Origin of the sequence: Prevotella communis, assembly GCF_022024175.1 — a bacterium.
Lineage (GTDB): Bacteria > Bacteroidota > Bacteroidia > Bacteroidales > Bacteroidaceae > Prevotella > Prevotella communis.
The window spans coordinates 3,294,576-3,306,762 of record NZ_CP091794.1 but is presented as its reverse complement, the minus strand read 5'-3'; the positions used below and the strand labels follow the sequence as shown (position 1 = coordinate 3,306,762).

Below are 12,187 nucleotides of genomic sequence, written 5' to 3'. Positions count from 1 at the left end.
ATCATTCCCACTCTCTGCAATACCCTTCGCATAGCACTTTATACGCTGAGTTGCAGCAAGACCATTTGGAAACAATTCCGTTGTAACAATATAAATCATAAATTTATCTTTGCTGATATTTTTTTTGAAATCGAAGAAGCAGCACCATATTCTCTCATCTCCTTACTATACATTATGTAATAAATGTAAAACAGCATTATAAACCTGAATATACCAGAATTGGGAAGTACAGGCCCCTTTGTATTAGAAATAATAAATGCTATCGCAAAAAACATTGCTATATTTTTAAAACCACGTTTCTTTAGTCTTTTATACATATAGCATATAAGTGTCAGTTCCAACAAGAGATAAGGTATTCCACCGAAATTAAGTTGAATTATCCAACCTAAGTCAGACCTTCTGCCTGTCTGCCAGTAGACATCATATCCGCAACCTACCAACCATTCTGTCATGTTTCTCGGGAAAATAAGCATATCTTTAAACATATATGATGTTGTATCACTGGCAGTTAATGATGCATTCGTAAAAATAGAATCAGCTTCATTCATAAATATAGAAAGCCATTCTATAGTTTGCGATCCTACGCCTATGAGATTCAATATCCAGCTAATATTAAATAGCACTAATATAAATAAAGATACAACAACAAGGAAGGTACTATTTTTTTTGCTATAAATAAAATACAATATAAGACCTGCGGCTGCAACAACAATACCTGTGCGAGCATTTAGTGCAGCTGATAATAATATGAAAAATGTTAAAGGAAGAACCCATCTATTTTGTTTTATGTAAAAAAAAGTAATTACAAAAAACATACCTTGAATTATTCCATATGAATAAGTTAATGCCTCCGAAATGCCAAAGCCCCTATACATAGTATTTGCTCGATAATCATCAGTAGAAGCCAAAACAGCTTTGTTAAATGTCATTCTTACATATTCATTTACTGAGGACGAACTAACACATGCAGTTGTTATAATAGCTCCGACACAACCAATTATCAACATATATTTAATAAAAGAGCCTCTATTTTCACTATCATATGCTTTAATACAGCAAATTAGAAAGAAAGGCAATACAAAATACTCCATCAAGCCTACAATATGTAAGCGAACGGTATTGGGCTCGCCAGTGCTCAAAAATTCAAACGCGCTATATACAATAAGAATCAACAATAGAACAAGCTCTTTCTTGAATAATGATATATATTTCGAGAAACGATGTACATTGAATACTATATATAAAATCGCAAATATATATAGAATTTTACACGACCCAAACCCATTTGACATAATTGGATTGTGAAAATAAATATAGAGCAAACCGAGCACTATTATAGTATAAACAAACTTTGTGATTTTCATTCTGTAAGCTTCTTTCTAATAGTGAAAAATAGTGGCAAGAAAAATGGCATATAGTGGAACAACATATAGAATGCCTTTAAAGAATTAGTTTCCATGAACCCGACTTTATTTATCAGGTATACATTTTGCTCAATAAATAGGGTATTTATATTACGGCTTTTACATACCTCTTTAATTTTCAGGTTAAGCCCGTCTGTTTCATTTAACCTATCTTGAAGAGCATATCTGAGCAAATAATAGTGCAAATTTACAATTTTCCCTTTCAACTTATCAATACAATTTGCTCTGTATGCCTCGTTAGTTATATCCGATATAATGAATTGGAAACCTTGTTGAAGTTCTTTTTTCTTTCTTCTAACAGCAGATTTTTTATATAGAACATGACAATATTCAACTGCTGAAACAAAAGAATATTGTGGTTCAAAAAGGGCTACTTTATGATTAAATACCAAATCAGACCCATTAAAACCTTTCGGCAAATTAAATTGAACACCTATTTCCTTAAGGAAACTGGTTCTATACATTTTATTCCAAGAATCACTTAAAGATAGCAGGCCACTAAGATTACTATTTCTACTTGACAACAAGTCATTTGTAACCTTTAGGGGAGACCTATCCATTACAGCAAACGATTGTGTATCTTTTTCATTAATACTCCCATCCTCATTCTCAAACAGGGTACTGCAAATACATATATCCGAATTTTCTGACATTATCTTCGAAAGCATCAATTCTACGTAATCATTTTTCAGATAATCATCAGCATCAATAAAGCAGATATAATCACCCTTTGCCTCCTCTAATGCTCTTTGTCGTACAGAACTTAGCCCTCCATTCTCTTTTATTATGATTCTCAAACGGCTATCTTTGGTAAACTCCTCAATTTTATCTATAGTATCATCTTTCGATCCATCGTCCACAATCAAAATCTCAAGATTATTATAAGATTGATGGATAACAGAATCAATACACCTTTCTATATAAGGTGCGTTATTACAAGATGCAATAGCAATTGTTACAGTTTTATTCATATTCATTATTCATCCCCATAAGATAGTATTTCCTAAACTTCAGTAACTCATTAATTTTCAAATGCAAGATAAAACAAATCATATATTTATAATATAACCTTCTCACAATTTTGGGGTAATATGTATTATAAATATATCCAAGATTCCTGTAAAAAATGTGCGACATTTTAAACGGTTTAGTTCTAACAGTATATTTAGACCACAGAGGAAATATATTCATCTCCGTACCCTTTATTTTAGGATGATAATGCAAAGCCTTTGTTACTGTTTTTGTTTCAATATTATTTATCATAGCTCTATGATAATATTCATTTTCATCGCCCCATATAAACATTTCTTTTTTTACTAATCCAATCTTGTTTAACACTTCCATATTGATAAATGTTCCATTGAATGGGTTAATACATTCTATCAAATCCTTCTGTTGTGCTTCATGAACGGTTCTATATTTACAAGATCCTTCTTCTAATCCAAACGCCAACTCCTCTCTATTATTTATATTGCAGACCAGCGCATTTGCAAATAATAATCCATTTGCTTTTGATTCTTCAAAAAGATATTTTAGTTGATTATTATCTGCCACGCCATCATCGTCCATCATCCAAACCCAATCGTATTTGTTATCTTGTGCATATTTCATACCAGCATAGAACCCACCAGCCCCACCAACGTTTTCCTGATTAATGACAAGAATGTCATTTAAAGACTCAAGAAAGGCTTTTGTTCCATCTGTACTGCCGTTATTAACTACAAGGATGTCAAAATCTTCACAAGTCTGATCCCGCAAACTATTCAGACATCGCTTCAATAAATCAACTCTATTATATGTAACTATTATTGCTAATATTTTTTTCATACTTTCTTTATTTAGAAAAAACAGGAAGATTAATTACTTTTTCTATTATCGGTGCCATATCATAGTACTTATACTCTGCCAAACGACCTCCAAACAACACGTTCTCCTCCTTTTCGGCCAATTGGCGATATTGCTCAGCAAGTGCATTGTTGCGTTCATCATTTACAGCATAGAACGGTTCCATCCCATCTTTATATTCTGTAGAGTACTCTTCACTGATAACAGTCTTAGGACAATCATACACGGCTTGACCAAACATCTCAAAATGTTTATGCTCGATAACGCGAGTAAATGGTTGTTCATGGGATGTATAATTAACCACAGCATTACCTTGATAGTTCGGAGTGTCAAGCACTTTTGTTTTGAAACTGACTGTACGCCAATCAAGTTTACCATACTTAAAATCGAAGTACTCGTCTATTGGGCCTGTATAAACTAACTGTTTTGCATACTTACGCCAATCATAATACTCACTCTTAAAGAAGTCCGTATTGGTTTTGCACACTACTCCCTCTAGCAAACCCTCAATGAGTTTGTTATAACCTCCGATGGGTATGCCTTGGTATGCATCATTGAAATAATTGTTATCGAACACTAAGCGCACTGGCAAGCGTTTTATAATAAATGCAGGTAGTTCACTACACTTTCGACCCCATTGTTTTTCGGTGTACTCCTTAATAAGCTTTTCAAAAATGTCCTTACCCACCAAACAAAGGCCTTGCTCTTCAAGATTGCGAGGTTCTGAAACTCCTTCTGCCTTCATTTTGGCAACAGCCTCTGCTTTCTGCTCTTCAATCTTGGCTACAGCCTGCTCAGGTGTGGTTACCCCCCACATCTGGTAGAAGGTATTCATGTTGAAGGGCAGGTTATAGAGCTTACCATGATAGTTGGCAACAGGGCTGTTTGTATAGCGGTTGAAGGGAACAATTGCATTCACATAGTCCCATACATCTTTGTTGTTGGTATGGAAAATGTGAGCACCATATTTATGAACGTTGATGTCTTCCACATTTTCGCAATACACATTACCGCCCAGGTGTGGGCGCTTGTCAATAACAAGGCATTTCTTCCCTTGGCGAGTGGCCTTATATGCAAAAGTAGAACCAAAAAGGCCAGAACCCACAATCAGATAATCGTATTTTTTCACTTTCGAATTTTATTAATTACACTTAAAGTTATTTCATTAATTATTTCATCTTTACAAATAAGCATAAATAGAACATAACTCAAAAATCCAATTAGTGGAACTATAATTAATTCTATATAAATATTAAAATCAAGAGAGATAACAAATGAGCATATAAAAAACAGAATAATACTTGCGGTTATTGATTTAATTATTCCAAGATTAAATACTTTACAAGGAAAAAACTTCTTACCAAACACATACATTGAAAAAGTTACAGCTAATTCTGAAACGACGGTAGAAAAGGCTGCTCCATCTTGTGAATATATAGGGATAAATATCCAATTTAAAACTACATGTGTTAGAGCACCTATTGCGCAGGATAGAATAATAATATTTTCTTTCCCTTGAGGGTAAAGAATTTGCATACCCAGCACATTAGAGATTGCGATAATAACAATTATAGGAGAGAGTATTTGTAAAGTAGAAACGGCATCAACAAAACCGTGGCCGCAGAAAACCTCTATAAGCACTGGAGCTATTACAATTAACCCCACACTCAAAGGTATACTTATTACGAACGTAAAAGACAAAGATTTTTTTGATAGTCTTCCAAACTCTTCAAAATCTCCGTTGCGTATGATGTTTGATAACCTTGGAATCATTACAGAACTTAAAGATGTTGTTACCCCCATGACCATCTTTGTGATTTTCTCTGTTGATGAATAATAGCCAACAGCTACTGTCGAGGCTAATAATCCTAACATTAATGCATCGAGATTACAATAGATACTCTTAATAAGGTTCAAGGCGAACAAGCGTAAGGATCCTTTAATATGGCGGCAAGGTTTAAATATAATCTTATCAATATCCTTAATAGAAATATACTTTCGTAGTCTGTAGATATTAAAAACGTTATTTCCTACTGTAGATGCTACCGTTAAACCTGCATATAACAATAAATCATCTTGTGATTTTACCAATATAAAAAGAAGAACTATAAAAATGGTTCTAATAATTATTGCACGTATTGTAATGTATTTAAAATCCTCAACACCCGTATAAAACCATTCCAACCCCATTGTTGTTAAAGCTACTTGAGAGCTTAATAGCAGAAAAACATTCAGATAGCTTTGAAGTTGAGGTACAGTAAAACAAAGTATTGCAACAACCAAATAACCGAAAAGAGATAAAGTGATAAGCAGGAATAACAGTTCAAAGGTAGTGGTTGATAAATTTTGTTTATTCTCTCTTACTCTTGCAATCTCTCTTACTCCATAAATAGGTATACCAAGACAAGTAAAAAGAATTATATAGTTGATAAAAGAGTTACAAAATCCAATTATTCCAAGGCCGTCCGCACCTATAATACGTGTCACATAAGGGAATGAGACCAAAGGGAACACCATTTGAGTTATGGTATTCAATACATTATAAATATAATTGGTTTTTACGGATTGTGCCATACCTATTTTCTCTTAAACCATGAATGAAAGTAAACTGTCAATTTTGACAGATAAACTCTTCATTGATAATCATCTTACACACTTCATAGAAATTAACAGCAGAGAGATATACATGATGAAGCTTGTATTTCAAGTGCTCAAAATAGGAATCTATGGAAGTACCACATCCTAGCTTGTACAAATTTCCATAAGGCCTTTTAATGATATGGGTTGAAATAAACTGTAAAATACGTCCTGCTTGTAATACATAGCATGCATCTCTACCCCCACCAAATGTGAACGTTTCTGATTCAATATACTGTTCTGACATAATCAATCAAGAGTTAGAGAATTATACTTAGTTTCAAGATTCAAGTTTCAGTATTCAACTAAACTAGATTCGGAATGCCGTTCAGTTCGTTCTGAATATACTGGAGGCTGGCAATCTTCTCCTTCGTCTCTTCCAGATTCAGGATTCTCGTATTGTTGGAGTTGAACTCCTCAATCAGTGCTCGTTTGGTGTCACCCTCCTTGAAATACTTATCATAGTTGAGGTCGCGATTATCAGCAGGTACTGCATAGAAGTTACCCATGTCAATGGCCTTGGCGGCCTCCTCCTTGGTGAGGAGAGTCTCATACATCTTCTCGCCATGACGGATACCAATCACGCGAATCTCTGGCTCATTGGGAGCCTGGTGTTTGAAAAGATCAACCACAGCCTTTGCCTGAGTTTCAATGGTACAAGCAGATGCCTTCTGAACCAGAATATCGCCATTCTTACCATTCTCAAAGGCAAACAGTACCAAATCTACTGCCTCTTCCAGGCTCATAATAAAACGAGTCATGCTGGGCTCGGTGATGGTGATAGGATTGCCCTTACGAATCTGGTCAATCCAGAGGGGAATCACGCTACCACGGCTGCACATCACATTACCATAACGCGTGCAGCAGATCTTGGTGTCACCACTCAGACGGCTCTTAGCCACAGCAATCTTTTCCTCAATAGCCTTGGTGATACCCATCGCATTGATAGGATATGCTGCTTTATCTGTAGAGAGGCAAATCACGCACTTCACACCAGCATCGATAGCAGCATCAAGGGTGTTGTCCGTACCAATCACATTCGTCTTAACAGCCTCCATCGGGAAGAACTCGCAGCTGGGAACCTGTTTCAGGGCTGCAGCATGGAACACATAGTCCACACCCTTCATGGCATACTTCAGCGTGCTCTTGTTGCGCACGTCACCAATGTAGAACTTAATCTTGTTGGCCACCTCCGGCATACGAGCCTGGAAGTCGTGACGCATATCGTCCTGCTTCTTCTCGTCACGCGAGAAGATGCGGATCTCGCCTATGTCAGTCTTCAAAAAACGGTTAAGAACTGCGTTACCGAATGATCCTGTGCCTCCTGTTATCAAGAGGACTTTGTCTTTAAATAAACTCATTGCTATATCTCATTTAAATTATAATCACTATTATTTTACCGGTTCGAAATAGGTGTCCGGCTTATTGGGATTGAATATCTCGTTACAATACATTACTGTGACGAGGTTTTCTGTTTCACTGAGGTTGATGATGTTGTGGGTATAACCTGGCAGCATATGAATGCACTGGATATTGTCACCACTCACCTCAAACTCAATTACTTCGTCAGTACCCAATTTACGTTCCTGAATCAAGCCATGACCGGCCACCACAATGAAGAACTCCCATTTGGTGTTGTGCCAGTGTTGTCCCTTGGTGATGCCTGGCTTTGAGATATTGATGCTCACTTGACCTGCATTGAGGGTATGCACCAACTCTGTAAATGAGCCACGGTCATCCACATTCATCTTCAAAGGGAAAGCAACTTTTTCCTTGGGCAGGTAGCTCAGATATGTGCTATACAACTTCTTTGCAAAGCTATTCTCTGGTATCTCAGGAATCATCAGGGTCTTGGGCTGCTCAGCAAAACTTTTCAAGAGCTTGACAATCTCGCCCAAAGTTGCTTTGTGAGTTGTTGGCACATAACAATATTTGCCATCTATCTGTGGTAGAACATCAAGGCCGTCAAACTCACAATGATGTTCTTCACCTTTGAGACAGGCAATCATTTCATCGACAAGGTCATCAATATAGAGTAGTTCCAACTCTACACTAGGGTCGTTGACTGTATATGGCAGGTCGTTAGCAAAGGCATTGCAGAATGTTGCCACTGCACTATTATAGTTGGGGCGACACCACTTGCCAAAGAGGTTCGGAAATCTGTAAATCAGGACTTTTGCACCTGTCTCTTTACTATAGTCAAGAAACAGTTCTTCACCTGCCTTCTTACTGCGGCCATATTCGCTGTTACCAAAGCGCCCAGTAAGAGATGCTTGCTGTGAGCTTGAAAGCATCACAGGGCAGGTATTGCCGTGCTTCTTCAATGTATCAAGCAATGTCGATGCAAAGCCGAAGTTGCCCTGCATAAACTCTTCCTGGTTCTGCGGACGGTTCACACCTGCGAGATTGAAAACGAAGTTCGCATTCTTGCAGTATTCATCAAGCTGCTTGGGTGTAGAGTCCAAGTCATATTCATACACGGCTTCCACTGTCACGTCACCATAGCAACGTGCCTTACCGTCCTTAATGTTATTCAGCTGTGCGCACAGATTCTTACCAACGAACCCTTTTGCGCCTGTTACTAGAATTTTCGCCATACCATTTTGTTAACGATGCCAACGTAGCTTTGGATAATCTTTACGACCTTGGTAGAGACATTCTCCTCGATGTAGTCAGGCACAGGAATGCCGTAGTCACCATTTTGGTTCAATGTCACCGCAGTATCTACCGCCTGAAGCAATGACTTTTCGTCAATACCTGCGATAATGAAACATGCTTTATCTATAGCCTCAGGACGCTCGGTAGAAGTACGGATGCAGATTGCAGGGAATGGATGACCTACACTTGTGAAGAAACTGCTTTCCTCGGGCAGCGTTCCAGAGTCTGACACTACTGCAAAGGCATTCATCTGAAGACAGTTGTAGTCGTGGAATCCAAGAGGCTCGTGCTGAATGACACGACTGTCGAGTTTAAAGCCAGACTGCTCCAAACGCTTACGGCTACGAGGATGGCAACTATAAAGGATTGGCATATCGTATTTTTCAGCCATCTTATTGATAGCGGTGAAGAGGCTCATAAAGTTCTTCTCGGTATCAATATTCTCCTCACGGTGAGCAGAGAGCAGGATATACTTACCCTTCTCCAAGCCCAGACGTTTATGAATGTCGCTTGCCTCAATCTCTGCTAGATTTTGATGAAGCACCTCTGCCATTGGGCTACCTGTAACGTAGGTACGCTCCTTTGGCAGTCCGCAGTCAGCGAGATAACGACGTGCATGCTCTGAGTATGCCATATTCACATCGCTGATAATATCCACGATACGGCGGTTGGTCTCCTCAGGCAGACACTCATCCTTACAACGGTTGCCGGCCTCCATATGGAAGATGGGGATATGCAGACGCTTGGCACCAATCACTGACAAACAACTATTGGTATCACCTAAAACCAATACAGCATCTGGCTTGGTCTCAACCATCACCTTATATGACTTGTCAATGATGTTACCCATCGTAGAACCGAGGTCATCGCCCACGGCTTCCATATAGATATCAGGATCTGCCAGCTTCAAATCCTTGAAGAAAACCCCATTGAGGTTGTAGTCATAGTTCTGACCAGTATGTGCTAGCAGACAGTCAAAGTACTGACGGCACTTGTTTATCACCGCTGCCAAACGGATAATCTCCGGGCGCGTACCAACAATTATCAGAAGCTTCAGCTTCCCATTCTCTTTAAATTTTGCCATTTCTATTAAATGATTTCTTCTTTAATTTGTTCTGACTGGCAGTATCGAACTGCATCACTTTATGACCACCTGTGCAATCAGATATTTGTTTCAAGTCATTAGCCAGAAGCCAAGCTCCTGTCATTTTTTTATTGCTTTTGTTGGAGAATCTATTTGTCTTTATGAGAGACGTGAACATCTCCCCTCCCCGAATTAATTAATTTTTTATCTGCCTTGCGGTAGTATTTCTAATTATTATCCTTTTTTCGTTATCGCCTCCTTCAGTATTTTCGTGATTGGAAGTTGGATTCTGGAACTCCAAGAAAGGGCATCGGATGAAAATCCGGCCGGGATTAACCGAGAAGATGGCTGATGTGTGATGGCTGAAGGCTGATGTGTTTTATGAAGTAAGATGTAAGAAGTAAGATGGAAGATGATAGATGGTTGATGTTTGATGGCTGATGGATGATGTGTTTTATGAAGTAAGATGGAAGAGGGAAGAGGGAAGAGGGAAGAACGAAGGCTGAGGGCGGAAAGATGTAAGAAGGTGCTTGATGTGTGAAGGAAGATGTATTTTATAAAGTAAGATGGAAAATGAAAGAAGATAGATGGCTGATGTATGATGGCTGAGGGCTGATGTGTTTTATGAAGTAAGATGGAAGATGTAAGATGATAGATGGCTGATGTTTGAACGGGACAGGGGGGGACAGGGGGGACAGGTCAGCGTCTCGCGGTGGCATGAGGATGCAAGTCGAACTGCTTAAAGTGGCCTGATTTGATAAAATGAAGGACGTAAATCTACATCAGAGTTTATCTGAGTTCCAGATACGGTGGATGACTCCCTTACCTATGCCGGTGAGTCGCTCCAGTTGACGCAAAGAGGCACCACAATCTTTTAGTTCGAGAAAGACTTGTTGCTTGGTGTTGTTGTCCAGCTGTTGAAAGGCACTATTATTAGTAACACCAGTTTTCTCTATAATAAGTTTCCAAATCTGATCGTCTGAGGGCCTGCGGCGAGAGCTGCCTTCAATATCCAGGCAATAGACGTCTTCGGGTAGAGGCTCGTTTGCCCATGCTTCAAGTTCGGTAAAGGGAATACGATTCAGCACTGTCTGCGTATTGCAAATCTGAAAGACTGAATCTACGCTTCCGTCATATTCAGACCAGGAACTATACTCGTAGTCTTTGACGTGTTCTACGATACCTGCCTTGACTGGGTTCTGATGGATGTAGCGCAGTAGGGTGGTGAAGTAGGCCATGTCATTTACTGGCTCTGACTTGAATCGCTCCTTGAACAGATGTCCATCACGACCATATTTTCTGTTGAAGTAATAAACGTAAGAACTTGCTATACGCTTGATGGTGTCACCAACGGGTTCTTCTCGTTCACGTATTAGCAGATGGAAGTGGTTTGACATCAAGCAATAGGCATAATAGGTGCAGTTGGTGCCACAGGGATTGCCATCATCATCGTATTGGACGCGCATACGGTCGAGGGTGTTGATGAACTGGTAATAGTCCTCTGCATCACAGAAGATTTCCTGATGGTTAATACCTCGCATCATGACATGAAAGATACCGGTGCTTGATGGTTTACGTGGCTGTCTGGGCATGACTTTTTCTTTTGACGCGCAAAGGTACGAAATAATTCACATAGAGAGAACGGAAAGGTTAGAAAAAAACAGAAATAACCCTTTTCGATGTTTGTAGCTCCTGCAGAGCTCTAGTGATAAGTGGTATGGACTTGGCTTTAAGAGCGAGCTCTTATGCCCACTCCATGCCACTTATCGCAATAACTACCGTTATTACAAGCATCGAAAAGAAAAAACAACGGCTAGGAAAGCCTAAAAAACAATTTTTCTTGAACATATAATTATCAGAATTATACCATTAATTGTCGTTAATTGAATCGCCTAAAGGCGAGTAATCGAGTTCTACTCGCTTCGCTCGTCGAAGAAATTCAACAAATCGTGACAAATCATACAAAATATTTGCTTTTTTGCTCGTTTAATCGTATATTTGCACCGAAGAATAATTGGGTTTAGATGAACAATAGCGAGAATTCAAATAGAAAGGATGAGGCTATCCTCAGTAGTGCAGATGGCTTTACCGCCTTTAGTTTTGGCGGCTACAACATCCGTTTCCGGGCTCCATATAGCCTGGAAAGGTATGTGGATGTCGTCAAGTGGGATGATGGCTATCTGGTGGTGCTGGCTAAATACAGTCACAATGCTGAGCCCGAGGAGGAGTATATCGATTTGAAGCCTATCCTTGAGGGGCTGTATATCGACTCAGCCTCTTTTTTGAAATCCATAAAAAGTGTACGAATAGCTTATGCGTGATATCAAAACTATTGCCGATAAGGTCTCAGGAGATGTACCTCCCCTGGTTGTAGGGTATTACGAGAGGTGAAATGTTTAGGCCTATGAAAATAATTATTGAGAACGGATTGACGAAGCTAAGGAGTCTGGGATTTATGGAGATGAAAGGATTGAGATTGTTGAAGGGGTATGGCTATGAGGCTGTGCCTCTTTGTGGTTTGAAGGTGAGAGCCAAAATA

At 38.9% G+C, this 12,187-nt stretch carries 10 protein-coding genes; 1 reads left to right on the top strand and 9 read right to left on the bottom strand.

All coding sequences use genetic code 11. The features are described from left to right. Positions 1–95: 95 nt before the first annotated feature. From L6466_RS13280 to L6466_RS13240, 9 genes are all read right to left on the bottom strand, one after another. Positions 96–1,364: a hypothetical protein gene (locus tag L6466_RS13280; RefSeq protein WP_237802587.1), complete on the bottom strand. Its 1,269-nt coding sequence runs from the start codon at positions 1,362–1,364 to the stop codon at positions 96–98. Continuing rightward, on the bottom strand, positions 1,361–2,395 hold the full coding sequence (locus L6466_RS13275; RefSeq protein ID WP_237802588.1) for a glycosyltransferase family 2 protein: 1,035 nt from the start codon (positions 2,393–2,395) through the stop codon (positions 1,361–1,363). Before L6466_RS13275 ends, L6466_RS13280 begins: the two co-directional genes overlap by 4 nt. Continuing rightward, on the bottom strand, positions 2,388–3,251 hold the full coding sequence (locus L6466_RS13270) for a glycosyltransferase (protein WP_237802589.1): 864 nt from the start codon (positions 3,249–3,251) through the stop codon (positions 2,388–2,390). Before L6466_RS13270 ends, L6466_RS13275 begins: the two co-directional genes overlap by 8 nt. A gap of 7 nt (positions 3,252–3,258) precedes the next feature. After that, positions 3,259–4,398, bottom strand: a complete 1,140-nt coding sequence (gene glf, locus L6466_RS13265; RefSeq protein ID WP_237802590.1) for a UDP-galactopyranose mutase — start codon at positions 4,396–4,398, stop codon at positions 3,259–3,261. Next, on the bottom strand, positions 4,395–5,843 hold the full coding sequence (locus L6466_RS13260; RefSeq protein WP_237802591.1) for a flippase: 1,449 nt from the start codon (positions 5,841–5,843) through the stop codon (positions 4,395–4,397). The genes glf and L6466_RS13260 overlap by 4 nt, the downstream gene beginning before the upstream one ends. Before the next feature lie 368 nt (positions 5,844–6,211). After that, complete coding sequence (locus tag L6466_RS13255) at positions 6,212–7,267, bottom strand: polysaccharide biosynthesis protein (RefSeq protein WP_237802592.1); 1,056 nt, start codon at positions 7,265–7,267, stop codon at positions 6,212–6,214. 30 nt (positions 7,268–7,297) lie between these two features. Then, positions 7,298–8,503 carry a polysaccharide biosynthesis C-terminal domain-containing protein gene (locus L6466_RS13250; protein ID WP_237802593.1) on the bottom strand — a complete coding sequence of 402 codons (1,206 nt, stop codon included), beginning with the start codon at positions 8,501–8,503 and terminating at the stop codon, positions 7,298–7,300. Continuing rightward, entirely contained in the window at positions 8,488–9,648 is a 1,161-nt protein-coding gene (gene wecB / locus L6466_RS13245; protein WP_237802594.1) for a non-hydrolyzing UDP-N-acetylglucosamine 2-epimerase, read from the bottom strand. The genes L6466_RS13250 and wecB overlap by 16 nt, the downstream gene beginning before the upstream one ends. 782 nt (positions 9,649–10,430) lie before the next feature. Beyond that, positions 10,431–11,240 carry a transposase gene (locus L6466_RS13240; RefSeq protein WP_237802595.1) on the bottom strand — a complete coding sequence of 270 codons (810 nt, stop codon included), beginning with the start codon at positions 11,238–11,240 and terminating at the stop codon, positions 10,431–10,433. A gap of 432 nt (positions 11,241–11,672) precedes the next feature. Here L6466_RS13240 and L6466_RS13235 point away from each other — a divergent pair, with 432 nt between their 5' ends. After that, positions 11,673–11,969 carry a DUF7724 family protein gene (locus tag L6466_RS13235; protein WP_237802596.1) on the top strand — a complete coding sequence of 99 codons (297 nt, stop codon included), beginning with the start codon at positions 11,673–11,675 and terminating at the stop codon, positions 11,967–11,969. Positions 11,970–12,187: the final 218 nt, after the last annotated feature.

Excerpts from the sequence above, each read along its gene's own strand:
- L6466_RS13280 (WP_237802587.1), bottom strand. The coding sequence starts at position 1,364 with ATGAAAATCACAAAGTTTGTTTATACTATAATAGTGCTCGGTTTGCTC.
- wecB (WP_237802594.1), bottom strand. The coding sequence starts at position 9,648 with ATGGCAAAATTTAAAGAGAATGGGAAGCTGAAGCTTCTGATAATTGTT.
- L6466_RS13260 (WP_237802591.1), bottom strand. The coding sequence starts at position 5,843 with ATGGCACAATCCGTAAAAACCAATTATATTTATAATGTATTGAATACC.
- L6466_RS13255 (WP_237802592.1), bottom strand. The coding sequence starts at position 7,267 with ATGAGTTTATTTAAAGACAAAGTCCTCTTGATAACAGGAGGCACAGGA.
- L6466_RS13275 (WP_237802588.1), bottom strand. The coding sequence starts at position 2,395 with ATGAATAAAACTGTAACAATTGCTATTGCATCTTGTAATAACGCACCT.
- L6466_RS13240 (WP_237802595.1), bottom strand. The coding sequence starts at position 11,240 with ATGCCCAGACAGCCACGTAAACCATCAAGCACCGGTATCTTTCATGTC.
- L6466_RS13235 (WP_237802596.1), top strand. The coding sequence starts at position 11,673 with ATGAACAATAGCGAGAATTCAAATAGAAAGGATGAGGCTATCCTCAGT.
- L6466_RS13270 (WP_237802589.1), bottom strand. The coding sequence starts at position 3,251 with ATGAAAAAAATATTAGCAATAATAGTTACATATAATAGAGTTGATTTA.
- L6466_RS13250 (WP_237802593.1), bottom strand. The coding sequence starts at position 8,503 with ATGGCGAAAATTCTAGTAACAGGCGCAAAAGGGTTCGTTGGTAAGAAT.